This window comes from Blautia sp. St.27G3, assembly GCF_059728505.1.
In genome coordinates this window covers 1,108,321-1,134,635 of the sequence record NZ_BAAGFO010000001.1, presented here as the reverse complement: position 1 = coordinate 1,134,635, position 26,315 = coordinate 1,108,321, and the positions used below count along the sequence as shown (strand labels likewise).

General features: G+C 47.4%; 16 protein-coding genes. 13 read left to right on the top strand and 3 right to left on the bottom strand.

Annotated features, from left to right (window positions below; translation table 11 throughout):
• Nucleotides 1-61 precede the first annotated feature (61 nt).
• From AC6I2O_RS05370 to pepF, 7 genes are all read left to right on the top strand, one after another.
• The gene (locus tag AC6I2O_RS05370; protein ID WP_120390870.1) at nt 62-1,255 is read left to right on the top strand and encodes a BMP family ABC transporter substrate-binding protein; all 1,194 of its coding nucleotides are present in this window, start codon (nt 62-64) and stop codon (nt 1,253-1,255) included.
• A 120-nt stretch (nt 1,256-1,375) separates the two neighbouring features.
• On the top strand, nt 1,376-2,881 hold the full coding sequence (locus tag AC6I2O_RS05365; RefSeq protein ID WP_120391326.1) for an ABC transporter ATP-binding protein: 1,506 nt from the start codon (nt 1,376-1,378) through the stop codon (nt 2,879-2,881).
• Nucleotides 2,871-3,983 (top strand): ABC transporter permease, encoded by a 1,113-nt coding sequence (locus AC6I2O_RS05360; protein ID WP_120390869.1) that lies wholly within the window; start codon nt 2,871-2,873, stop codon nt 3,981-3,983. The genes AC6I2O_RS05365 and AC6I2O_RS05360 overlap by 11 nt, the downstream gene beginning before the upstream one ends.
• Nucleotides 3,976-4,974 (top strand): ABC transporter permease, encoded by a 999-nt coding sequence (locus AC6I2O_RS05355; RefSeq protein WP_497742036.1) that lies wholly within the window; start codon nt 3,976-3,978, stop codon nt 4,972-4,974. The genes AC6I2O_RS05360 and AC6I2O_RS05355 overlap by 8 nt, the downstream gene beginning before the upstream one ends.
• A 229-nt stretch (nt 4,975-5,203) precedes the next feature.
• Nucleotides 5,204-6,535 (top strand): phosphoadenosine phosphosulfate reductase, encoded by a 1,332-nt coding sequence (locus AC6I2O_RS05350; protein WP_120391325.1) that lies wholly within the window; start codon nt 5,204-5,206, stop codon nt 6,533-6,535.
• The gene (locus AC6I2O_RS05345; RefSeq protein WP_120390867.1) at nt 6,525-7,067 is read left to right on the top strand and encodes an IbrB-like domain-containing protein; all 543 of its coding nucleotides are present in this window, start codon (nt 6,525-6,527) and stop codon (nt 7,065-7,067) included. The genes AC6I2O_RS05350 and AC6I2O_RS05345 overlap by 11 nt, the downstream gene beginning before the upstream one ends.
• Nucleotides 7,064-8,902 carry an oligoendopeptidase F gene (pepF, locus tag AC6I2O_RS05340; protein WP_497742034.1) on the top strand — a complete coding sequence of 613 codons (1,839 nt, stop codon included), beginning with the start codon at nt 7,064-7,066 and terminating at the stop codon, nt 8,900-8,902. The genes AC6I2O_RS05345 and pepF overlap by 4 nt, the downstream gene beginning before the upstream one ends.
• Here the strand turns inward: pepF and AC6I2O_RS05335 are convergent.
• Nucleotides 8,899-9,738 carry a DegV family protein gene (locus tag AC6I2O_RS05335; RefSeq protein WP_120390865.1) on the bottom strand — a complete coding sequence of 280 codons (840 nt, stop codon included), beginning with the start codon at nt 9,736-9,738 and terminating at the stop codon, nt 8,899-8,901. The two genes, pepF and AC6I2O_RS05335, sit on opposite strands and share 4 nt — an antisense overlap.
• Nucleotides 9,735-10,175: a MarR family winged helix-turn-helix transcriptional regulator gene (locus AC6I2O_RS05330; protein WP_120390864.1), complete on the bottom strand. Its 441-nt coding sequence runs from the start codon at nt 10,173-10,175 to the stop codon at nt 9,735-9,737. The genes AC6I2O_RS05335 and AC6I2O_RS05330 overlap by 4 nt, the downstream gene beginning before the upstream one ends.
• A gap of 488 nt (nt 10,176-10,663) precedes the next feature.
• Here AC6I2O_RS05330 and AC6I2O_RS05325 point away from each other — a divergent pair, with 488 nt between their 5' ends.
• The 3 genes from AC6I2O_RS05325 to AC6I2O_RS05315 all read left to right on the top strand — a co-directional run bounded on the left by AC6I2O_RS05325 (nt 10,664) and on the right by AC6I2O_RS05315 (nt 14,059).
• On the top strand, nt 10,664-13,312 hold the full coding sequence (locus AC6I2O_RS05325) for a valine--tRNA ligase (RefSeq protein WP_497742033.1): 2,649 nt from the start codon (nt 10,664-10,666) through the stop codon (nt 13,310-13,312).
• A 260-nt stretch (nt 13,313-13,572) separates the two neighbouring features.
• Nucleotides 13,573-13,725, top strand: a complete 153-nt coding sequence (locus AC6I2O_RS05320) for a hypothetical protein (RefSeq protein ID WP_497742032.1) — start codon at nt 13,573-13,575, stop codon at nt 13,723-13,725.
• Nucleotides 13,685-14,059: a hypothetical protein gene (locus AC6I2O_RS05315; RefSeq protein WP_497742031.1), complete on the top strand. Its 375-nt coding sequence runs from the start codon at nt 13,685-13,687 to the stop codon at nt 14,057-14,059. The genes AC6I2O_RS05320 and AC6I2O_RS05315 overlap by 41 nt, the downstream gene beginning before the upstream one ends.
• A 440-nt stretch (nt 14,060-14,499) precedes the next feature.
• On the opposite strand, the gene AC6I2O_RS05310 is transcribed toward AC6I2O_RS05315, so the two are convergent.
• Entirely contained in the window at nt 14,500-14,754 is a 255-nt protein-coding gene (locus AC6I2O_RS05310; protein WP_120390861.1) for a hypothetical protein, read from the bottom strand.
• Nucleotides 14,755-15,179: 425 nt separating this feature from the next.
• Between AC6I2O_RS05310 and AC6I2O_RS05305 the strand changes: the two genes are divergently transcribed.
• Genes AC6I2O_RS05305 through AC6I2O_RS05295 form a run of 3 tightly spaced genes read left to right on the top strand, consistent with a single transcriptional unit; the run spans nt 15,180 to nt 26,301 of the window.
• Nucleotides 15,180-18,665 carry a PD-(D/E)XK nuclease family protein gene (locus AC6I2O_RS05305; protein ID WP_120390860.1) on the top strand — a complete coding sequence of 1,162 codons (3,486 nt, stop codon included), beginning with the start codon at nt 15,180-15,182 and terminating at the stop codon, nt 18,663-18,665.
• Nucleotides 18,662-22,477 carry a helicase-exonuclease AddAB subunit AddA gene (gene addA / locus AC6I2O_RS05300; protein ID WP_497742029.1) on the top strand — a complete coding sequence of 1,272 codons (3,816 nt, stop codon included), beginning with the start codon at nt 18,662-18,664 and terminating at the stop codon, nt 22,475-22,477. The genes AC6I2O_RS05305 and addA overlap by 4 nt, the downstream gene beginning before the upstream one ends.
• On the top strand, nt 22,474-26,301 hold the full coding sequence (locus AC6I2O_RS05295; RefSeq protein WP_497742028.1) for an aminotransferase class I/II-fold pyridoxal phosphate-dependent enzyme: 3,828 nt from the start codon (nt 22,474-22,476) through the stop codon (nt 26,299-26,301). Before addA ends, AC6I2O_RS05295 begins: the two co-directional genes overlap by 4 nt.
• Nucleotides 26,302-26,315 lie beyond the last annotated feature (14 nt).

Here is a 26,315-nt window from a genome sequence, read left to right as displayed (position 1 = left end):
GCATTTTGAGGCTGACACCACTGGTATTTCACTAACATTTCATCAAAAAAGGAGAAGAGAAATGAAAAAAAGTGTTAAGTTGTTTCTGGCAGTTGCTATGATTCTTACCTTTGGCATGTTCACAAGCTTTGCCAGCAGTGCGGAAGAGACAGTAAAAGCAGGCTTTATTTTTCTGCATGACGAGAATTCCACCTATGACCTGAACTTTATCAATGCTGCAAAGGAAGCATGTGAAAAGATGGGCATTGAGGCTGTCATGAAGACTGGTATCCCGGAGGGACAGGAGTGCTACGAAGCAGCGTGTGAGCTGGCTGATGCAGGCTGCAATTTCGTATTTGCAGACAGCTTTGGTCATGAGGACTATATGATTGAGGCAGCAAGAGAGTTCCCGGATGTTCAGTTCTGCCATGCAACTGGTACAAAGGCACATACGGAAGAGCTTGACAATTTCCATAATGCGTTTGCATCTATTTACGAGGGCCGTTACCTGGCTGGTATTGCAGCTGGTCTGAAGCTGAACGAGATGATCGCAAACGGTGAGATTACGGAAGATCAGGCTAAGATGGGATATATTGGCGCTTATACATACGCAGAGGTAATTTCCGGTTATACTTCTTTCTTCCTTGGCGCACGTTCTGTTTGCCCGAGCGTTACGATGGAAGTAACCTTTACAGGTTCTTGGTATGATGAGACGGCTGAAAAAGAAGGCGCAAACAAACTGATCGAGGACGGTTGTGTTCTGATCAGCCAGCATGCGGATTCTATGGGTGCTCCGACTGCATGTGAAACTGCCGGTGTGCCGAATGTTTCCTACAACGGAAGTACAGCAAGCGCCTGCCCGAATACCTTCATCGTATCTTCCAGAATCAACTGGGAGCCGTACTTTGAGTATGCAATGGGTTGTGTGGCAAGCGGCGAAGCAATCGCAGCAGACTGGACAGGAGATATCTCCACAGGTTCTGTTGTTCTGACTGAGTTCGGCAGTGCAATCGCAGAGGGTACAGAGGAGGCTGTTGCAGCGGCTTCTGAAGAGCTGGTAGCAGGAAACCTTCATGTGTTTGATACAGCAACCTTTACTGTAGAGGGCGAGAAGCTTGAGAGCTATATGGCAGATGTTGATACAGATCCTGAATATGAGAAGGATCACGAAGTAATCGTAGACGGTTACTTTAATGAGTCTGGAGAAGGACTGCGTTCCGCTCCGTACTTTGATCTTCAGATCGATGGTATTACACTTCTGGATACTGCATTCTAATCTGAGAAGAATACGCATACAGCGGTGCAGCGATTCTCGCTGCACCGTATTTTTTACTCGTTACAGGAAACAGAGAAAAAGGAGGATGAACAGGTGGGAGGCAAAACGGCTGCGGTGACAATGAAAAATATCACCAAAAAGTTTGGCTCTGTAGTTGCCAGCGATAAGGTCTGTCTGGATATTTATAAAGGTGAGATCCTGTCTCTGCTTGGAGAAAACGGCAGCGGGAAAACGACACTGATGAATATGCTTTCCGGTATTTACTTTCCGGATGAGGGACAGATTTTTATTAATGGAAATGAGACGGTAATCCGCTCGCCCAAGGATGCTTATGCGCTGGGAATCGGAATGGTGCATCAGCATTTTAAGCTGATCGATGTGCTGACTGCAGCAGAAAATATTGTGCTGGGACTGAAAGGGAAGCTGAATCTGAAAGAGGCATCCGAAAAAATTCAGGAAATATGCCAGAAATACGGATTTGAGGTGGACCCGCAGCAGAAGGTTTACAATATGTCCGTATCACAGAAACAGACGGTGGAGATTATCAAAGTTTTGTATCGCGGCGCGGATATCTTGATTCTGGATGAACCGACGGCGGTACTTACGCCGCAGGAGACGGAGAAGCTGTTTTCAGTGCTGCGCAACATGCGGGACGATGGGAAGGCAATTGTGATTATCACGCACAAGATGCATGAGGTGGAGAGCCTGTCAGACCGTGTTGCAGTTCTGCGCCGCGGCTGTTTTATTGGCGATATGATGACAAAGGACACGAATGCCGCTGAAATGACGAACATGATGGTGGGTCATAAAGTGTCGCTCAATATTACGAGACCGGAGCCGGTGAATCCGAGCACCAGACTTGAGGTGCAGGGACTTACAGTGCGCAGCGAGGACGGTATCGTAAAGCTGAAGGATGTCTCGTTTACAGCGAACAGCGGTGAGATTCTGGGTATTGCAGGGATTTCCGGCTGCGGGCAGAAAGAGCTTCTGGAAGCAATCGCTGGATTGCAGCCCACAGAGAGTGGAAGCATCTGTTATATCGGGGAAGATGGCACGCGGGAAGAGCTGATCGGAAAAGACCCGCAGAAGATTCTCGATATGGGTGTGGCGCTTTCGTTTGTTCCGGAAGACCGTCTCGGAATGGGATTGGTCGGGGATATGGATCTTGCAGACAATATGATGCTGCGTTCGTTCCGGAAAGGGCACTCAGTGTTCACAGATCGCAAGGAGCCGAGACATCTTGCGGAGACGGTGGTGGATGAACTGGAAGTTGTGACACCTGGCATTTCCACGCCGGTCAGGAGGCTGTCCGGAGGAAATGTACAGAAAGTGCTGGTCGGCCGCGAAATTTCGTCTTCACCGACGGTTCTGATGACAGCGTACGCGGTGCGCGGTCTGGATATTAATTCTTCGTATACGATTTACAATCTGATCAATGCGCAGAAGGAAAAAGGTGTAGCAGTGATTTTCGTCGGCGAGGATCTGGATGTACTTCTGGAACTCTGTGACCGGATTCTGGTTCTTTGCGGCGGTCAGGTCAGCGGGATTGTAGATGGCAGGACAACCGATAAAAATACGGTCGGAATGATGATGACGCGCGTGGGAGGTGCAGGCCATGAAAAATAAACACAGAGATCCGTTGTTCCATATCGTAAAACGTGATGCAATATCGTGGCAGAAATCACTGGGGATTCGCCTGCTGGCTATTGTGGCAGCCCTGGTGGTCTGTGCTGTGGTGACGACAGTGCTCACCGGTATCAATCCGATTCAAGTGTACACGTCTATTTTTGTAGGTGCGTTCGGAACTGTGCGTAAGACGTGGATTACCTTTCAGAATGTGGCCATTCTGTTGTTGATTGCACTTGCTCTGACGCCGGCGTTTCGCATGCGCTTCTGGAATATCGGAGGGGAAGGCCAGGTGCTGGTCGGAGGTCTGGCGGCCGCGGCGTGTATGATCTGTCTGGCAGGTAAGGTACCGCATGCGGCGGTGATTGCTCTGATGGTTGTGTGCAGCCTGGGAGCCGGAGCAATCTGGGGCCTGATTCCGGCATTTTTTAAAGCAAAGTGGAATACAAATGAAACGCTTTCCACGCTGATGATGAACTATATTGCGACGCAGCTGGTGGCTTTTTATACGATTGTTTGGGAAATGCCGAAGGGCTCGGGAAAGATCGGAATTATCAACCAGAAGACGAATATCGGCTGGCTGCCGGAGGTGGCTGGTTCTAAATATCTGCTCAGCATTATTGTTGCACTTGTAGTCACGGTTCTGATGTATGTTTATCTGAATTACAGCAAACAGGGCTATGAAATTTCGGTGGTTGGGGAGAGCGAACGCACGGCGCGTTACGTCGGAATTAAGGTGGAGCGGATCATTATGCGTACTATGCTGTTATCCGGAGCAATCTGCGGTCTGGTCGGCCTGCTTTTGGTTGGTGGAATCAACCACACTGTCACAACTACTGTGGCAAATGGACAGGGCTTTACGGCTGTTATGGTTTCCTGGATGGCAAAATTCAATCCGTTTACGATGATTCTCACCAGTTTCCTGATTATTTTCCTGAACAGGGGGGCCAGTGAAATTTCGACAAGCTTTGGCCTGAACCAGTCATTTTCAGATATTCTGACAGGCATTATTTTATTCTTTATCATTGGATGTGAGTTTTTTATTGCATATAAGATTCATTTCCGTAAGAAGCTGGAAGGGAGTGTGAAGGCAGATGATTAATCTTGTGGCATTTATACCAAGAGCAGTGGTGCAGGGGATTCCGCTTTTGTTTGGAAGTACCGGGGAAATTCTGACTGAAAAATCCGGCAATCTGAACCTGGGAATCCCGGGCGTAATGTATGTGGGCGCCATCGGCGGTGTAATCGGTTCCTTTTTCTATGAGCAGTCCCTGGCTGATCCGGCGGACATGAATGGATTTCTGGCGCTTTTGATACCGATTGTATGCTGCCTGTTCGCGTCTCTTTGCATGGGGCTTCTGTACTGTTTCCTGACTGTTACACTGCGGGCAAACCAGAATGTGACAGGTCTTGCCATGACGACGTTCGGCGTTGGGTTTGGAAACTTTTTTGGAGGTTCTCTGATTAAATTGTCGGGCAGCGATGTACCGTCAATCGCTCTTTCGGCGACCAGCAATTATTTCAGCAAATCTCTTCCGTTTGCAGGGGAAATGGGATGGTTTGGGAAAATTTTTCTGTCCTATGGATTTCTGGCTTATGTGGCGATCCTCATTGCAATCGTATGCGCTTATGTGCTGAATCACACGCGTGTCGGCCTGCACTTACGGGCAGTCGGCGAGAATCCGGGTACGGCGGATGCGGCGGGAATCAACGTAACAAAGTATAAATATGCATCTACCTGCATTGGCTGTATGATCGCAGGTCTGGGCGGTCTGTATTATGTCATGGATTACGCGTGCGGCGTCTGGTCAAACGATGCATTCGGCGACCGTGGCTGGCTGGCGATTGCGCTGGTTATCTTTACGATCTGGCGTCCAGTAGTGGGAATTTTCTCCTCGATTTTTTTTGGAGGACTGTATATCCTGTATTTGTATATTCCAACCGGAATGGAACATATGGAGCTTCAGGAGATCTACAAGATGATCCCGTATATTGTTACGCTGGTGGTGCTTGTTCTTACGAGCATGCGCAATAAGCGGGAGAATCAGCCGCCGTTTTCGCTTGGACAATCGTATTTCAGAGAAGAACGGTAAAAGACAAAATATAAGAGAACATAAAAAAATAGAAATAAAATATTAGGGCTCCTGGCTTGTATGGTCGACCTCGACCGTGCATGCCAGGAGCTTTTGGTGTATAAAAAACTTGTTTAAAACTGCTTTTTGCGTTCCTTGTAAAAATTGGTAAAATCTGGTAATATAATCCAATATACAAATGAGAATGGCGGATTTTGTTTCGCTCAGGTACGAAAGAGACGGGATTTTTATGAAAAGACAGTATTCAGAGCAGAATGTATATGAGGCCTTGCATGAACGGTTTCGATTTATTTTCGAAGAGTTTGACAATGTGTACGTGTCATTTTCCGGTGGAAAGGACAGCGGTTTACTTTTGAATCTGATGCTTGATTACCGCCGAAGGCACTATCCGGAAAAAGTAGTTGGCGTGTTTCATCAGGATTTTGAAGCGCAGTATTCTGTAACTACAGAGTATGTCGAGCGGACGATGGAACGGATTAAGAAGGAGGCAGAGCTTTACTGGGTATGTCTGCCCATGGCGACGCGGACCGCGTTGGGGAGTTATGAGATGTACTGGTATCCCTGGGACGATAAGAAAAAGGATGCCTGGGTGCGGCCTATGCCGGATAAAGATTATGTGATTCGGCTGGAAAATAATCCAATTACGACTTACCATTATAAAATGCATCAGGAAGATCTGGCAAAGCAATTTGGGCGATGGTACCGTTTGGCACATGGAGGGAAAAAGACAGTATGCCTGCTGGGAATGCGGGCCGATGAGTCTTTGCAGCGTTACAGTGGTTTTGTAAACAAAAAGTACGGATACAAAGATCAGTGCTGGATCAGCCGGCAGTTTAAGGATGTCTGGTGTGCTTCGCCGCTGTACGACTGGTCTGCAAACGATATCTGGCATGCAAATTATGTGTTTGGATATGATTATAACCGGCTGTACGACCTATACTATATGGCAGGGCTGAAAGTCTCTCAGATGCGTGTGGCTTCCCCGTTTAATGATTATTCGAGGGATTCGCTGAATTTGTACCGGGTGATTGACCCCAAAATATGGGTAAAGCTGGTCGGTCGTGTCAAGGGCGCTAATTTTGCAAGTATCTATGGAAAAACAAAGGCCATGGGCTATCGGAATATTACGCTGCCGGAAGGGTACACCTGGAAGGAGTATACGGTTTTTCTGCTGGATACACTTCCGGCAAGGTTGCGGAACAACTATGTCAAAAAGTTTAACACTTCCATTCGGTTCTGGCACGAGACGGGAGGCGGGTTGGATGAAGATACCATAAAGGAACTGGAAGAGCGAGGCTACAATATCCAGAGAAACGGTGTCTCAAACTATACGCTGAACAAAAAATCACGTGTGATATTCAGGGGGAAAATTCCGGACGATACCGATGATATTAAGTCCAGTAAAGACATTCCGAGCTGGAAAAGAATGTGTTACTGTATTTTGAAAAACGACCATATCTGCCGGTTCATGGGATTTGGCATGGATCGGGAACAGCAAAGAAGGATTGATTATATCCGAAAAGAGTACAAAAGCGTGGAGGAGATGGAGCATGGAGTATAAAAGCCCGGTATACAATGTTGTAGCGGTTCCGATCGAGAAGATCAAACCGAATACGTATAATCCGAATGCGGTAGCGCCGCCCGAGATGAAGCTGCTGTATGAGAGCATTCGCATTGACGGATATACCATGCCAATCGTCTGCTATCACAATCGGGATGAGGATTGCTACGTGATTGTGGATGGATTTCACCGATACCGGATTATGCTGGAACATCAGGATATTTATGAGCGGGAACAGGGCCTGCTGCCGGTCTCTGTGATCGACAAGCCCCTGGACCGCAGAATGGCCAGTACCATCCGTCACAATCGTGCGCGCGGCAGTCACAATGTGGATCTGATGAGTAATATTGTCAAGGAACTGCATGAGCTGGGCCGATCGGATGCGTGGATTTCCAAGCATCTCGGAATGGACACGGATGAGATTTTAAGGCTTAAACAGATTACAGGTCTGGTGGCGCTGTTTAAAGATGTCGGATTTGGGAAGGCATGGAGACCGGTCGAAGACCTGGAAAAAGAGGAGATGCCAACATGAAACAGAAGGACGTTATTACAAGAGAACAGCAAAGAACAGAAGATACCTGGGATTTGACAGATCTTTATACGACAGATGAGGCGTATCAGGAAGCAAAAGAACGTCTCGAAAAAATGACACAGGAGCTTACTTCCTTGCAGGGGACGCTAGAGGCAGGAGCGGAGCAGCTTTTGCAGGCGCTCTGTCTGTATGAGCAGGCGATGGAGGTCTTTGAAGCGCTGCATGTTTACGCCAATCAGAGATATCATCAGGATACGACGAATGCAAAATATCAGAAGATGAGCGGGGAAATGCAGGTTGCGGGGGCAAATCTGATGCAGGCAGTGTCATGGCTGGAACCCGAGCTGCTCGCAATTTTGCAGGACAGGATGGATGCATATTTTGCTGAGAATCCGGAGTATATACAAAAAGATGGCACTTTGTGCCGGAATCTGGAATTTTACCGCCGCTTTATCGGGCAGATTACAAGAAAACGGGAGCATGTGCTGGGGGTACAAGAAGAAGCGATGCTGGCGCGTGCTTCGGAGCTTGGAGAGGCTCCGTCAAATGTGTATGCGATGTTTCAAAATGCGGACATTCGTTTTCCGGAAGTGGAAGATGGAGAGGGAAAAAAACTGCCCCTTACGGTGGGGAATTTCGTGGCATATGAGCAGAGCCAGGACAGAGTTCTGCGCAGACATGCATTTGAAACACTGTATTCCGTATACGGACAGTTTATCAATAGCATAGGGGCACTGTACTATGCCAATCTGAAGCAGGCGGATTTTTTCGCAAAAGAACATCATTATACGGGGGCTATGGAGGCAGCGCTGGATGAGACTGCAATTCCGGTATCAGTTTACAAAAATCTGATTCAGGCCATGAATGAGCGCCTTCCGCTTTTGCACCGTTATGTCAGGTTGCGCAAAAAACTGCTGGGTGTTGAGGAACTTCACATGTACGATGTGTATGTACCGCTGGTAAAGTGTCCGGAAAAGCCGTATTCTTTTGAGGATGCAAAGCGCATGGTTAAACAGGGCCTGGCACCTCTCGGAGAAGCATATCTGGCGCTTTTGCAGGAAGGTTTTGACCATCGCTGGATTGATGTGTATGAAAACCGTGGCAAACGTACCGGTGCGTATTCCTGGGGGAGTTATGGCTCACATCCGTACGTGCTTTTGAATTATCGTGAGAATCTGGACAATGTTTTTACTCTGGCGCACGAGATGGGGCATGCCCTGCACTCCTGGCATTCGAACCACGCGCAGCCTTACCTCTATGCCGGGTATCGGATTTTTGTGGCAGAGGTGGCTTCTACGTGCAACGAAGCTCTGCTCATCCATGATCTGCTGAAACGGTCTGACGATGCCGGTGAGCGCAGATATCTGATTAATCATTTTCTGGAACAGTTTAAATCCACGATGTACCGCCAGACGATGTTTGCAGAATTTGAGATGATGACGCATGGCATTGTGTCAGAGGGCGGCGTCCTGACGGCAGAGCAGATCTGTGAGATTTATTTGAACTTAAATAAAAAGTATTTCGGTGATGCTATGATTTCAGATCCGCAAATTGCGTATGAGTGGGCGCGTATTCCTCATTTTTATACGCCATTTTATGTATATCAGTACGCGACCGGGTTTGCGGCAGCGATTGCCATCAGCAGCAAGATTCTGAGAGGAGAACCAGGTATTGTAGAGAAGTACAAAAAGTTCCTGAGTGGCGGCAGCTCCATGGACCCGATTGATCTTTTAAGAATCTGTGGTGTTGATATGGCAACTTCGCAGCCGGTGCATGCAGCGCTTGATGTATTTGAGGAGTATTTGACAGAGTTGGAACACAGTGTTGCCTTTTAGTTCGCGGTTACAAATACAATTCCAAAAGCACCTGGGCCGATATGAGTTCCGATTGTAGAACCGATTTGCAGCATTTCGTTCATTTCAAAGCCTTCTTTTTGCATTTTTTTCTGCATGGTTTCGCAGTTGTCCGTGCCATAGGAATAAATCGGATAAATGGGAAATGAGGGATCTGCTCCGGTTTCCTGTAAATGTTTGAGGATTGCGGCAATGGCTTTGTTTTTTCCAAGGCATTTTCCGAGAATATCCACCTTCCCGGTTTCATTGATCGTAATAATTGGTTTGATGTTAGCCAGGTCTCCAATCGCGGCCGCAGTTTTACTGATGCGGCCGCCACGGCCGAGATATTCCAGGGTATCAAGGGCTGCCAGTACTTTTACACGGGATTTGAGATTTTCGACTGCCTGTATGATTTCGTGAGCTGTGTAGCCTTTCTCCCGGAGTGTACATGCATAATCTGCCATGATTTTGATCGTGTAGGTGGCAGACAGGGAGTCAATCAGATAAATGGAATCATATTCCACCATATTTTTTGCCAGTACAGCGCTCTGATAAGTACCGCTGAGTGCTGAGGAAAGCAGAATGCAGATTAGTTCATCTCCTTTTTCCTTTACATCAGTAAAAATATCAAGAAAAGCCTGCGGCGAGGGCTGTGAGGTTGTAGGAAAATTGCCGCTTTCCTGCAGCAGTTCATAAAAACCGTCGCGACTTAAGTCATAGCCATCTGTGTAGGTCTGTTCACCAATGACAAAGCTGATTGGTACAAGCTCAAGATTTTTTGTTTTTGTTTCTGATACAGTGTAATCAGAAGCAGAGTCTATTAAGATTCGAATCATTTCCATACCTCCATTGCAGCATTTGCCAGCTGATTAAAAATAGAAATGGCCTGTTGTGCCGTTTCAGTACCTGTTTTATCAATTATGAGATCAATCATATCTAATATTTTTTGATGCTGTTTCTGATATGCGCCAAGCTGAGAGGGATTCAGCTGTACGAAAACCTGACGCCGGTCCGTCTCTGATCGCTCCCGGATAATGATTTCCTTTTGTTCCATGTTGTTTAATGTGCGGTTCATCTGTGACTTGAGCATGCGCGTCCGCTGGCAGAGCTGTGTCGCTGTCATTTTATTCTCGGGATGCTCTGTCATATTCCAGTAGAGAATGTTACAGATCAGCGCTTCATTGTAGGGCATATCGGGTACAAGCTTTTCATTGTTGACTCCGACAGAAAGGCGAAGCCAGGCCTTTAATAGTTCTTCGTTTTGATGTTCCATAAAAAATCTCCTGAAAAAGTTCACAATGTGAAAAGTTCACAGAGCATACTATCATTGAAGCAGGGAGTTGTCAAGCGATAAAAAGACTTGACAAACAAAGAACGGTTCGTTAAGATTAAAACCATCAGAAAAAAAGTGATGAGAAAGAGGAGTACGTGCTGCGCGCCAAAAGAGAGGACAGCTCACCGGCTGAAAGGCGGTCCAGGATGGCGGGTGCGGAAGGTAGCTTTTGAACTGAATAGCCGAAGCCGACAGGTGTGTAAGCCGTTCCGGGACTTCCCGTTACAGAAGGAAGAGATGCAGATATATTTGATAAAATACAGTAAATCTGCAAGAAAAGGTGGTACCGCGAGACATTCGCCCTTTGTATACTCACGTATACAGAGGGCTTTTTTGTGTGCTGTGCAGATGGAGCGAAGCGGAATCGAGGTAGCGCACGGCGTGCCAGAGAGGCCACCTGTCCGTAAAATCAATTAGGAGGAGAAACCATGAGCAAAGAACTTGCAAAAACCTATGATCCGAAAGGTCTTGAGGATCGTCTTTATCAGAAATGGCTTGATAAAAAATACTTCCATGCTGAGCCGAATCCGGACAGAAAACCATTCACGATCGTAATCCCGCCGCCAAACGTTACGGGACAGCTGCATATGGGCCATGCGCTGGACGAGACGATGCAGGATATCCTGATTCGTTTCAAGCGCATGCAAGGATATGAGACCCTGTGGCAGCCGGGAACAGACCATGCAGCGATTGCAACAGAAGTAAAGGTAACGGCAAAGCTGAAGGAGCAGGGTATAGACAAGGATGAGATCGGCCGGGAGGAATTTCTGAAACATGCCTGGGAATGGAAGGAAGAGTACGGCGGAAAGATTATTAACCAGCTGAAAAAACTCGGTGCATCCGCGGACTGGGACCGCGAGCGTTTTACGATGGATGAAGGCTGCTCCAAAGCAGTTCAGGAGGTATTTATCCGTCTGTATGAGAAAGGCTACATTTATAAAGGTTCCAGAATCATCAACTGGTGTCCGGTCTGTCAGACTTCTATCTCTGACGCAGAGGTAGAACATGTGGATCAGGATGGATTTTTCTGGCACATCAATTATCCGATTGTCGGGGAAGAAGGAAAATTTGTCGAGATCGCAACGACACGCCCGGAAACATTGCTTGGCGATACGGCTGTTGCAGTGAACCCGGAGGATGAGCGCTATCAGCATCTGATCGGAAAGATGTTGGAGCTGCCTCTGACCGGACGCCAAATTCCTGTGGTTGCAGACGCTTACGTAGATAAAGAGTTCGGAACCGGCTGTGTGAAGATCACGCCGGCGCATGACCCGAACGATTTTGAGGTAGGCAAGCGTCATAACCTGCCGGAAATTAATGTAATGAATGATGATGCCACGATCAATGAACTGGGCGGCAAATATGCGGGAATGGCACGTTACGAAGCTCGTAAGGCAATCGTAAAGGATTTGGAGGATCTGGGACTCCTTGTAAAGGTAGTTCCGCACAACCACAACGTGGGGACACATGACCGCTGTAAAACGACTGTGGAACCGATGATCAAACCGCAGTGGTTTGTGCGGATGGAAGAGATGGCGAAACCTGCGATTGAGGCAGTAAAGAACGGAACCCTGAAATTTGTCCCGGAACGTTTTGATAAAACCTATTTGCATTGGCTGGAAAATATCCGCGATTGGTGTATTTCCAGACAGCTTTGGTGGGGACACCGGATTCCGGCGTATTACTGTGACGAATGTGGAGAGACGGTTGTGGCGCGTGAAATGCCGAAGGTATGTCCGAAATGTGGCTGTACCCATCTGACGCAGGATGAAGATACGCTTGATACGTGGTTTTCTTCTGCACTCTGGCCGTTCTCGACGCTCGGCTGGCCGGAAAAGACGGCAGAGCTGGAATATTTTTATCCGACTGACGTGCTTGTGACTGGCTATGATATTATTTTCTTCTGGGTAATCCGTATGGTATTTTCTGCGCTGGAGCAGACCGGAGAGGTACCGTTCCACCATGTGCTGATTCACGGCCTGGTGCGTGATTCTCAGGGTCGCAAGATGAGCAAGTCACTTGGAAACGGAATTGATCCGCTGGAGATCATTGACCAGTATGGCGCAGACGCACTTCGTCTGACACTGATGACCGGAAATGCACCGGGCAACGACATGCGTTTCTATATGGAGCGTGTGGAGGCGTCCCGGAATTTTGCAAATAAAGTTTGGAATGCTTCCAGGTTTATCATGATGAATCTTGAAAAAGCCGAGGTTCCGTCCGAGATGGCTCTCCAGGCTCTGACGCAGGCAGACAAATGGATTCTTTCAAAGGTGAATACACTGGCCAAGGATGTCACAGACAATATGGAGAAATATGAGCTGGGCATTGCAGTGCAGAAGGTCTATGATTTTATCTGGGAGGAATTCTGCGACTGGTATATCGAGATGGTGAAGCCGCGACTGTATAATGATGAAGATACCACAAAGGCAGCAGCTCTCTGGACTTTAAAAACAGTTCTGACGAATGCGCTGAAACTGTTACATCCGTATATGCCATTTATTACAGAGGAGATATTCTGTACCCTGCAGCCGGAGGAAGAATCCATTATGATCTCCCTGTGGCCGGAATTCAAAACGGAATGGGATTTCACAGAGGATGAAACTGCAGTTGAGACAATCAAAGAGGCAGTGCGCGCGATCCGAAACGTTCGTACTGGAATGAATGTTCCGCCGAGTAAAAAGGCGCATGTGTTTGTAGTTTCTGAAAATGATACAGTCCGCAGCATTTTTGAGAATGGAAAGGTGTTCTTTGCTACGCTTGGTTATGCCAGTGAAGTGCATGTACAGCCTGATAAAACGGGCATCAGCGAGGATGCCGTATCAGCAGTGATTCCGGAGGCAGTTGTATACATGCCATTTGCAGAACTGGTAGATCTGGAGAAAGAACTTGCCCGCCTCAAAAAAGAAGAAGAACGTCTTGCCGGAGAACTTGACCGTGTCAATAAGATGCTGACCAATGAACGCTTTATCAGTAAGGCGCCACAGGCAAAGATTGATGAGGAGAAGGCAAAACTGGAAAAATACACGCAGATGATGGAGCAGGTGAAAGAGCGTCTCGTAAGCCTTGGCCAGTAACAGTCATCTGAATCAAAGAGATTAAAAATTTTACAGAGGTTGTTGTAAAACGGACATTTGGACGCAGTTTGTCTGAAAAATGTATTTTGCAGCAACCTCTGTATTTTTTTAATTAGAGATTGATATTTAAAACAATATGTGATATATTAAAAAGGAAACCAATTAGAATTCTATCAGGAAAGTCCAACTATCATTTCGTGAAAATTGTCCCCAAGCCTGTTCAAAAAATGAATATTATGCTATGATAAAAGGAGAAATTGATGCGTAAAACACAAAATATGTTACCGCTGAAGGAACTGAACCTTACAAGTCGTTTTCTGTTTGATGAGGTGATGGAAGATCCGCAGGCGCAGCAGATATTACCAGGCGCTTATGGATACTTCACTTCTGGAACCGGGGATTCCGAATTATAATGTACTGAATCAGACCTATTTGATCATGATTATGACGTTTGATTTGTTTGGTTATGGAAAATATCGCTATACGTTTGTGCCAAAATGCGAGGAAGTGGCAGATTGCAGGTTAAACGATGGTGCAATACGGATTTTTTTGAATACCCGAGGCGTAAACAAGAAAGATGTATCAGAAGAGCTGGTACATTTGCTACATTATCTGGAACATACAACAGATGCGGTAGCAGAAAGTTCGGAAAGTGAACGGATACACCGCCTCCATGAGCGTGTACGTAAGGTAAAGTCCAGCGAAGAGATTGGAGTGAGATATATGCAGGCATGGGAAGAACGATAGTATGAGAGGCAGGAAGCAAGAGAAGAGGGCATTGCCGAAGGTATTACGCAAGTAGTTCATGCGTTAATCGAGATCTATGTGGAGATGAAAATGACGCGAGAGGAAATAAAGCAGAAGTTAATGCAAAAGCTGGAGCTGGAAGAGCAGGCAGCGGAGCAATATCTGGATACTTACCGAGACAGGTAAAGAAAATATGGAATGATTCATTTTTTAAAAACAGCAGGGTGTTGTAAAAGATTATTTTGATCTGGTTTACACCCCCTGCTGTTTCTAGTTCAAAAACGGTTGGGCGAACCTTTTTGTTCGTGCTGAATGGTATAGTGGTATGCTGCATGGCCGGGAACCTTCCGCAATATTACACATGAAATGATGGATGACTACTGTAATACAAAAAAGGGCAGCTGCAAAAATACAGATTTTGCAACTGCTCCTTTATGATACTAAGCCTGAGGAAGGCGGATTTTATCAAAATCATCCTTATGTACCAGAATCTCATATTCATGAGCTGATGCGGCAGGCTGTCCGGCGCTGCCGGTATTGCTACGAATCGTTCCGCGGCCTGCCCACTGGCCCATACGGTTTTTGACTTTGTATTTGTAACGAATGTGCGCCTGATCCAGGTAGTCACGAATTTCATTAAAACGCCGCAGGTCTGCGCCAAGGTAGACGCTTTTGGAATTAAAATGAGTAATCACGGTATAGCCTCCTTTCGTATAAATTTTTATTTCAAATGAATTAAAATTCGTTCTTCCTAACATATCGCTGCTTACGCAGCTACGCCCTTCGCTATTGCGAATGGCTGGAAGTTCTTTCAGAACTTCCGATAAGCTACGTTATAAATGCGGTAATGTAGACTCGCGAAAATGCGTTCGCATTTTTGCTCGTTAACATATCGCTGCTTAAGCAGCTACGCCCTTCGCTATCGCGAATGGCTGGAAGTTCTTTCAGAACTTCCGATATGTTACATTATATGTGATTATGGATGGTTTGTATAGATTGAGATTGTGAAGAATTGGTGTAGTTTTGCATTTTTAAGAATTGTTTATAGAATTTGGGCAGTTTTTGCAGTATACTTGACGGGTAATTATGCTGCTGAATTTCAGAGATAGAAGGAGAATGTATGCCTCTTCAGTTTATTATGGGAAATTCCGGGAGTGGGAAGTCCCATTTTTTATATCAGAGAATGATTGAAGAATCCATAAAAAATCCGGAAAGAAATTATATCGCCATTGTGCCGGAGCAGTTCACGATGCAGACGCAGAAAGAGCTGGTTTTATTACATCCGGATAAAGGGATTATGAATATTGATGTTTTAAGCTTTCGGCGACTGGCTCACCGTATTTTTGAAGAGTTGGGGCAGGATGGACGAAGTGTTCTGACGGAGACCGGAAAAAATCTGATGTTGCGTAAAGTTGCGATGGAGCAAAAGGAGAAGCTGCAAGTGCTTGGCAGCAAAATGAATCGGCCGGGTTACGTCTCAGAAGTAAAGTCGGTTCTCTCTGAATTGATGCAGTATGAAATCACAGATTTTGAATTGCAGGAGATGTTGAAATTTGCGGAAAACAGGCCGTTGCTCCGGGCTAAACTGGCGGATATACGGACATTGTACAGTGCTTTTCTGGAATATCAAAGAGATCGTTTTATGAAACCGGAAGAACTTCTGGATGTACTGGCACGTATGGCGCCGAATTCAGAGCTTCTGAAAAACAGTACGCTGGCTTTTGACGGATTTACGGGATTTACGCCATCACAGATGAAGGTAATGGAAGAGCTTCTGGCAATCTGTCCACAGATCTGGATTACGGTGACGATAGATGCGCGTGCGGATTTTTATGGAGAGATTCGGGAACATGAGCTGTTTGCGCTTAGCAAAAAGCTGATCCGGAATGTCAGCAAGGCAGCGGTACGCGCAGGGCATGGAAAGGGACAGATATTAGAGGGGCCGGTGATTCTCGGGAAAGAAAATCTGCCGAGGTTTCGTACAGGAGGGGCGCTCTGTCATCTGGAACAAAATTTGTTCCGCATAAAACGGACGCAGTATCGGAAAGATTTCGGGATATCCTCCGAACGTCAGTTTTGCGAGGAAGGTAAGGATTTGGAACTGTCTTTGCATGTGTCTGTAAACCCTGCGCAGGAGGTGCATTTTGCGGCAAGGACAATCTGCCGTCTGGTGAGAGAAGAGGGATATCGTTATCAGGACATCGCAGTCATTACAGGAAATATGAGTTCCTATGATAATTATGTGAAGAAGATTTTTCCGATCTACGAGGTTCCGGCGTTTTTGGATGAGACGCGGCATATTCTATTGAATCCATGTCTCGAGTTTGTCCGCGGAGCACTTCTTGCAGCAGAGAAGGATTTTTCAAGTGAGGCGGTATTTCGTTTCCTGCGTACGCAGATGGCAGGACTGTCACCGGAAGAGACGGACAGGCTGGAAAACTATGTGCTTGCGGCAGGAATACGCGGTCATGGGATGTGGAGCAGGCCGTGGACGTATCTGCCAAGAGGGATGACGCCGGAGGAATTGGAGGCTTGCAACGAATATCGGGAAAAAGCAATGGAGCATTTTTTGCCGTTTTCAGAACACATGCGGCAGAAAAATCAGACGGTATTTTTTTATGCGCAGGCTCTGTGCACGCTTTTGGAGGATTGTCGGATTCAGCAGCAGCTCAAAGACAGAGAGGTTCTGCTCTTGCAGTCCGGCCAGCGGGAAGAAGCCAGGGAATATGCGCAAATATATGGCATTTTGATTGCGTTGCTGGATGAAATGGTGGATTTGATGGGGGATGAGAGGATCAGCGGACAGGAATTCCTGGAGATTTTGGATGCGGGATTTTCAGAAGCGCAAGTCGGAATTATCCCCCCGGGTATTGACCAGGTACAGGTGGGGGACATTGAACGGTCGCGTCTGTCGCATGTGAAGATACTGTTTTTTCTGGGGTTAAACGATGGATGGGTTCCGGCACGAGGAGATGGAGGTGGCATTGTCTCTGATATGGAGCGGGAACTTCTTCAGAAAACAGGAATTGAGTTGGCTCCTTCGGCGCGCGAAAATAGTTATATTCAAAGATTTTATTTATATCAGAATCTGACGAAACCGGAAGACAGGCTGTATCTTTCCTGGTGCAAAAGCAGCAGTGACGGTACTGCAATGCGTCCTTCGTATTTGATTTCAACGATCGAAAGACTTTTTCCTCAGATAGAAATTGTACAGGAACAGGAAGCAGGCGCTGAGATTTGTCAGATCACTTCAAAAAAGAATGGTATTCTATATTTTACAAGAGGCCTCTCTGCAATAAGGGACGGGGCTTACAATCCGGCCTGGATGGAATTGTATCGGATGTATTTGCAGGAGGATTCATGCAGCGCGCGCATAAGGGAGCTTGTGTATGCCGCGTTTTCAGGGGCATTACAGGGACAGCTATCCTATCAGGTTTCAAAAGAATTGTATGGAGAGGTCATGGCAAACAGTGTGACGCGTCTGGAGCAGTTTGCAGCGTGCGCGTTTGCACATTTTGCGGCGTATGGGCTGCGTCTTTCCAGGCGGGAACTTTATGGAGTGAAACCGGCAGATCTCGGCATTATTTTTCACCGGGCTATGGAGCTCTTTTCCAGGAGACTGCAAAATACGGGACAGGAATGGACACAGATTCCCCTACAAGATCAGCAAAGATTGATGGACCAGTGTGTGGATGAGATTTCGCAGGAATACGGGGCAGGTGTGCTGCACACAGATGCGCGGGAGGAGTACCGGATCAACCGGATCAAGCGGATTCTGGGGCGAACCGTGTGGGTCTTGCATCAGCAGCTTCTTGCAGGAAGTTTCCGGCCGGAGGGTTTCGAGGTATCATTTTCTGATGCAGGAGATCTGGAGGCAGTTCATGTGAAGATCGGAAAAAACGGAAGTCTTCATTTGCAGGGCAGGATTGACCGGATTGATACGGCGCAGACAGATGATACGATTTATGTAAAAGTAGTGGATTACAAATCCGGTATCACGAAATTTGATCCGGTATCACTTTACTATGGGCTTCAGCTTCAGCTGGTGGTTTACCTGAATGCAGCTCTTGAGATGGAGCGTAGGCTTCATCCTGACAAGAAAGTAATACCGGCAGGAATATTTTACTATCATCTGGACGATCCGATTCTCGAAAAAGAAGTCGGCAGCTCCAGAGAAGTAGCGCAGGAAAAGCTTTTGAAAAAATTACGGCCGGATGGCGTTTTAAATGGGGATGAAACGGTTCTGCGGCTTCTGGATCAGACCATGCAGGGCGATTCTCTTGTGATTCCGGCTGGGCTTAAAAAGGATGGAACTTTGAAAGCAACGTCCAGCGCTGTGTCTGAAGAACAGCTGGAGCAGCTTTCAGGTTTTGTCTCTCATACCATAAAGAAGATGGCTGGAGAGATTTTAAATGGTGTGGTTGCGGCAGAGCCGTTTGAGGATCGCAGCGGAAGCGCGTGTGATTACTGTGATTATGCAGATGTATGTGGCTTTGATAAACGGATTCCAGAGAAGTGCCAGAAACGCAGGGCGATGCTTACGAAAGACGAGGCTTGGGCGCGGATTGCACAGGAGGAAGAGGCGCGGAGGAATACTGGACAGTGAAATGGACTGAAGAGCAGCAAAAGGTAATTGATGTAAGAGGGAAAAATATTCTTGTATCTGCGGCAGCAGGTTCCGGAAAGACAGCAGTCTTGGTGGAGCGTATTCTGTCAATGATTACAGATGAGAAAAAGCCGGTGGATATCGACCGGCTTCTTGTGGTGACCTTTACGAATGCGGCAGCGGCTGAAATGCGGGAACGGATACGGGATGCGCTTGAGCGGCGTGCAGATGAAGCGCCGGATCATGTGCATCTGCAGCGTCAGCTTGTGCTGGTTCACAATGCGAAGATTACGACGATCCACAGTTTTTGTCTGCATGTACTGCGCAACCATTTTCAGCTGGCAGGGATTGATCCGTCTTTTCGCGTGGCTGATGAGGGGGAGGTGCTGCTTCTTGAGCAGGAAGCGGTGGCAGATGTGGTGAAATGCGCGTATGCGCAATATATGAAAGCCAATGCCAGGGAAGATGACGGAGAAGAAGTAGTAAAACCAGGTGAAAGAAGAGCTGAAACAGAGGAAGCAGACAAGGAAATATACAAAGAAACGGACGAAATAAATGCAGAGGAGTTCCGGGAGTTTTTGGAGCGGTTTTCACCGGGAAAGAGTGATCAGGTGATTGAACAGACAATCCTTTCTCTGTACCATTTTGCATTGGGGCAACCGTGGCCCAGGCTTTGGCTGCAGCAGTGCCGCAGTTTTTACGATGGCAGACCGGATGAAGAATACAAGTCAGCGTGGCTTTCCTATATAGTGGAAGATACAAAGCAAATCCTGGCAGATGCAGAGGCACAGGTTCAGGAAGCGCTTCGCATTGCAGAGGAACCGGATGGGCCTTATCCGTATCAGAAAGCGCTGCTGTCAGATCTGGAGTTGATCAAGCAGCTGCGTACAGGAAGCGATTATGAGTCTTATGCAGGGCTATTTCGAAATATGGCTCCTTATACGAGGCTCGGAACGAAAAAAGACGCCGGTATTTCAGAGGAGAAAAAGCTTCTGGTGCAGGGGATGCGTGCTGCTGTGAAGGACACGCTTTCAGAGTTACGGCAGCGATATTATTATGATTCTGTGGAGGTATTGTATCAGGAGCTTTCAGGCAGCGGTGGGAATATCCGGGTTCTGACGCATCTGACAGAAGCGCTGATAGATACTTTGGCAGAGAGAAAAGCGGAAAAAAATATTCTCGATTTTGGAGACCTGGAGCATTTGGCGTTGCAGGTTTTAGTGGAACACCGGAACGGAGAGAATATTCCCACCGCGGCAGCCAGGGAGTATGCGGAGAGTTTTGAGGAGATCATGATTGACGAGTATCAGGACAGTAACCTCGTTCAGGAGTTGATTCTCGGCAGTGTCAGCGGAAAGGGGGAAGGCGCACAGAATCTTTTTATGGTGGGGGATGTCAAGCAGAGTATTTACCGGTTCCGTCTCGCAAGGCCGGAGCTGTTTATGGAAAAATATAAAACGTATCAAGAAGAAAAAGCGTCATCGTGCCGCATTGATCTGCACCGGAATTTTCGAAGTCGTGCGGAGGTGCTAGATGGCATTAACTATATTTTCCGCCAGATTATGACAGAAAAACTGGGCGGAATCGTGTATGATGAAGATGCGGCGTTATATCCGGGCGCAGTCTTTGAACCGAGACCAGGAGAATCGGAAGGGTGTCTGGAAAGTGAACGAAGGACGGAGGATATAGAGCAGAGCTTACAGCCAAATCCAGACCAGGAGCAGTCATTTTTAGATACAGAGTTTCTGCTGTTGGAAACAGAAGGTGCGGAAAAGCAGCGGGAGGAAGCAGGGCTGGTTGGCAGACGGATTTGTGAGATCGTTGGACGGGAGCATGTCTGGGATAAGGAAACAGCCTGCTATCGCCCTGCCAGATACAGCGATATTGTAATTTTGCTGCGCACAGTGACCGGTTGGTCGGATGCGTTTGGAGAGGTACTGGGGGAGATGGGAATTCCGTGCTTTACCGGTTCCAGAACGGGCTATTTTTCGGCAGTAGAAATACGGATTGTGCTTTCTTATCTTCAGATTCTGGATAATCCGGTACAGGATATTCCGTTTGCGGCAGTTCTGCGCAGTGCGATCGGAAATGTCGAAGATGAGGAGCTGGCAATGATTCGGTGTTTTTCTGATCAGAAGTATTTTTATGACTGTTGCCGTGCGTATCAGAAAAACGGGACGGATGCGATGTTGAGAGAAAAACTGGAACAGTTTTTTGATGTATATGAAAGGTTGCGCGCAAAATGCGCGTATACGCCAGTATACCGGTTGATCTGGGAGCTGCTTGAGGTTACGGGCTACGGTGAGTATGTGCAGGCGCTTCCAGCAGGGGAACAGAGAAAAGCAAATCTTGATATGCTGGTGGAAAAGGCGATTGCGTACGAGGCCACAAGCTACCGCGGACTTTACCATTTTGTGCACTACATTGATAACCTGAAAAAATATGAGATGGATTATGGTGAGGCAAGCATTGGCCAGGAGGCGTCAGATACGGTGCGCATCATGAGCATTCATAAAAGCAAGGGTCTGGAATTTCCGGTGGTATTTGTCTGCGGACTCGGAAAGAAATTTAATGAATCTGATATCCGTAGCCGGGTCGTGATGCATCCGGAATTTGGAATTGCCTGCGACTACGTGGATTTGGAGCTTCGGACGCGGCAGGCAACGCTTCTGAAAAAAGTAATACAGCATAAAACAACATCAGAGAATCTCGGTGAGGAGCTCCGGGTTCTCTATGTGGCGCTGACACGGGCAAAGGAAAAACTGATTCTCACCGGAGCGATTCCGGATGCAGTGGCTGCAATGGAAAAATGGAAGGCGGCAGCTTTGTATCAGGGAGAGAGCCTTTCTTATTCCTGGCTGTTTGGCGCATCCACCTATCTGGACTGGTTGGGACCGGCGCTTCTGCGTCATCCGTCATCCTGGACGCTGTTTGATGCTGCGGAGGTTGATCCAGGGGAAACAGTACGCTCTTCTTGCCAGGCTCCGCCGTATCACATGCAGCTTGTTTCACAGCAGGAGCATATGCAGCAGGTTTTTACGGGAGAAAGTGATAAGACCGTACGTCTTGGACAGCTGTTGCAGTTGGATACTGACATCTGTTACGATGAGGAAACGCATGAGTATCTGGAACAGGTCTTTGCAGCGGTGTATCCGCATGAAGGAGACGGGGAGATCATCGGAAAACTGTCTGTATCTGAGCTGAAAAAGCTTTCTCGCATACCGGACGAAGCGGAAAGCGAGGAGTTGTATCAGCCGGAAACTGTGGTACCGCTGATTCCTGTATTCCGTCAGGAAAAACAGCCGCTCGCCGGAGCGGCCAGGGGTACGGCTTATCATGCGTTTATGGAAAATCTTGATTATTCCAGAAAAGAGGAACTGGAATTACAGTTGGAAGAACTGGTAAGGTGTGGTAAAATGTCACAGGAAGAGAGTAATGCGCTCTGTCTGGATGACGTCAGACGGTTTTTGAAAACGCAAAGCGGAGTGCGTATGGAACGGGCAGCCAGAAACGAAACACTCTTCCGTGAGCGTCCGTTTGTACTCGGCGTGCCGGCGAACGAGATCAGAAGCGGCTGGAATCCGCAGGAGATCGTACTGGTGCAGGGGATTATTGACGCATATTTTTTGGAGGAAGGACAGATTTCTGTTCTCGATTATAAAACAGACCGGGTGAATCATCCGCAGGAGCTTGTGGACAAATACCGCGCGCAGCTCGATTACTACGCACGCGCGCTCGGTCGGCTGACAGGGTGTAAAGTAAAGGATAAGATCATTTATTCGTTCCATCTGGGAGAGGATATTGTATTATGAAAAAATGGATTCAAAAAAATAAAACATATGAGACAGGAGAACTGGAAAATATACAAAATCATCAGGAGCAGTTAAAGGACCGCAAGGACAAGGAACGTCTGGAGCGAAGGAGGTCCCGCAGATTCTTTCTGGCAGCGTTTCTGCTGTCTGTGCTGGCAGCCGGAATCGGCTTTATTTATCTTGGCGTTTGGCCATTCGGAGATAAGACAGTACTGATCATTGATTCGTTACATCAGTACCTGCCGTTTTATACCGACATGCATCAGAAGCTTCAGAACGGGGAATCGCTGCTGTATTCGTTTTCCGGTGGACTTGGTTACAACTTCTGGTCCACGTATGCATATTATATGGCAAGCCCGCTGAATTTTCTGATGGCGCTTATTCCGAAGGAAAATGTCTGTGATTTTATGGATCTGATGATTCTTCTGAAGATCGGGCTGTGCAGCGGATGCTTTTCCTGGTATCTGCATAAAAGAGATCCGGAGCGTAAATTTCTCCCGGTAGTGTTTGGTATGGCTTTCGGGCTGAGCAATTTTGTGATCGGGTATTATTTCAATCTGATGTGGCTGGACAGTGTGGCGATGCTGCCACTTATTATGATGGGAGTCGAACGCATCACGCAGGGGAAGAGCGGGCGACTGTTCGGACTGTCCCTGTTTTACGGGCTGTGGTGCAATTACTATATCGGTTTTATGCTCTGTATTTTTTCCTGCCTGTATTTTCTGGTACGGTGGATTTCCCAGAAAACGATTACATGGAAGCGGGTTGGAAAAAGCTGCCTGACTTTTGCCTGGTATGCGCTTTTAGCGGGCGGAATGGCAGCCGTGGTCCTGATTCCTGCTTTCCGGGGGCTTGGTACCTCTGAGTCGATGCAGGGAAACACATTTCCGACGACGATCAAATTTTATGAGAGCCTGGCAGAGCTGCTGGAAAACCATATGGCTTTTTTGGAGCCGGTCAACATTTCCAGCACGCAGGTGGGGCTGAACATTTACTGCGGTATTTTGACGGTATTGTTGGCGGTTCTTTATCTGTTTGATAAAAAAATCCGTCTGCGGGAGAGGCTCGCGCATTATGGGCTTTGTGCGCTTTTGGTGCTCAGTTTTGCGTTTAACATCCTGAATTATATCTGGCACGGGTTCCACGTGCAGAACGGGCTGCCCAACCGCTTTGCTTTTCTGTATGTGGCGGTTCTGCTTGTGATGGCGTATGACGCTCTGGGGCATATACGCAGTTTTCATCCAGTAAAGCTGCTGCTTTCCCTGGCAGTTCCGGTTGGGTTCCTGGTATTTTGTTATCTGCATCGCGGAGATGAGATTGAGCCGTATGTTTATTTTATTTCCATGGGAATTTTAGTGCTCTATTTCGGGCTGATTCTGATAGGACGTTTTGCGTATGGACTGAAAAAGTCTGTTTACTGTGCTATGATTTCCGCAGTGATGCTGGTGGAGCTTTGTTCCAATGCCGTATACGGGATTATCTGCAACCATGGCGTGACGCGAAGTATTTACATTGCAGATCAGAAATCGTATCAGAACATGATAGATTTGCAGGGAGAAGAAGGATTTTTCCGCAGTGAGGTAGACCGGCAGAGAATGCGGAATGTAACGATGTATGCGGGCGGAAATGGACTGGTTATGTTTAATTCCACGATGCATGAATCCATTATTGAGTTCTGTGACAGTCTTGGTATTGAGGCGCGTACAAATAAAAACGGTTATCTTGGCGTTACAAAGCTGATCAACGACGTGTTGGGAATCCGGTATGTGGCGTCCCCGTCGAAAGTTGCAAGTACGATGTATCAGTTTGAACGCGTGGCTGAGGACGGAGATCTGGCGCTTTATAAAAACGATCAGGCACTTTCTCTTGGCTTTATGGTGGAGGATGCAATCGTAAACTGGGATATCGAGGCAGCGGAACCTCTTCTGGTGCAGAACAGCTTTGTGGAGCTGGCGACCGGACTGGAGCCGATTTATGTGCTGGACCGCTGTATTGATATGGAGGACGGACAGAATTACGGCATTAAAATTCCGGAGAATAAACAGGTTTATCTTTGCATTGATACGAGAGTTTCGGCAATCACGTTAAACACGCCGGAATATACGAAAAGCTATGATGATTATACCGACCATTTATATGTGATTAATGCTTCAGCGGAAAATAATATGGCGGACTTTACAGTGACTTTGAACGACAACCAGACCTCTGTGCAGGCGCAGGTTTATACATGTTCGAACGAAGCGTATCAGAAAGTGATTGATAAGCTTTCAGAGAGTCAGCTTACAGATGTGGTAGTAAAAGGAAACAAAGTAAGCGGAAATATAAATGCAGCAAAGGACGGCACGCTGCTTTTGACTGTGCCTTATGACGAGGGCTGGAGTATTAAGGTGGATGGAAAAGAAACCGAATATTTTCCGATCGGAAAAGCGCTGACCGGCCTGCAGGTTGAAGCAGGAACGCATACAGTCAAAATGAAGTTTACACCGCCAGGACTTCCTCTCGGATTGATCCTTACGGTGATCTGCGCAGTACTTTATGTGCTGGCCGGTATATGGGAGCGGCGTCATCCGCTGTGGTTTGAGCAGGAAAAGGAAGAGCCTGAAGCAGATGAAGAGATGGAAGAAGAAGGGACAGAAGAGATGAAGCAGAGATTTTCTGAGAAGGCAGAGCGGTTTCAAACCGGTATTTTTGCAATCTTGAATGAAAAGAAAAATGAGATGCAGGCACAGGGAAAACAAATATACAATCTTTCGATTGGGACGCCGGATTTTGCACCGGCGCAGCATATCGTGGATGCGGTCAGTACGGCGGCGAAAGATCCGGAGAATTATAAGTATGCGCTGACAGAGCTTCCGGAGCTTTTGGAGGCAGCGCAGGATTTCTTCCAACGTCGTTTTGGACTGGACCTTAAAAAAGAAGAAATTATGATGATGTATGGCTCGCAGGAAGGAATGGCGCATATCGCCTGGACATTTTGCAATCCGGGAGATCTTGTGCTGGTTCCGAACCCGGGCTACCAGATTTTCAGCGTTGGTCCGGGACTTTGTGATGCGACCGTGTGGCCGTATCCACTGTATGCGGAAGACGGATTTCTTCCCAGACTGGATGAGATTCCGGAGGATATTGCGCGCAGAGCGAAGCTCATGCTTGTAAGTTATCCCGGAAATCCGTGTTGTAAAGTGGCGCCGGATGCATTTTATGAGGAGCTTATTGCTTTTGCAAAGAAATATGATATTGTCGTGCTTCACGATAATGCCTATGCAGACCTGGTGTTTGGCAGACAGGGAGGTTCTTTCCTGTCTTATGAAGGAGCAATGGATGTGGGGATTGAGTTTTATTCTCTGTCCAAGACATTCAACTACACAGGAGCGCGTGTTTCTTTTGCGCTTGGAAACGAAGAAATTATCCGGAAGTTCCGGGCCATGCGGACGCAGTTCGACTATGGTACATTTCTTCCGGTACAGTACGGGGCACTTGCAGCGCTTACGGGACCGTTTGAACGCGTGTTGGAGCAGTGCGAAGAATACGAGAAGAGGAGCAAAGCTCTGTGCGGCGGATTGCGCGAGATTGGATGGGAGGTACCAGACAGCGAAGGCACGATGTTTGTGTGGGCTCCGCTTCCGGCCGGATATACGAGCGCAGAGAAGTTTGCACTGGATTTGATGGAAAAATCGGGCGTAATCTGCGTGCCGGGAACAGAATTCGGAAGCCTTGGAGAAGGGTATGTCCGGATGGCGCTGGTACTGCCGGTGGAAAAGCTGCAAGAGGCAGTGGTCCGGATTCAGGAGAGCGGAATCCTGAATCAGGATAGGACGGAAGGATAAAACCAATATGAATA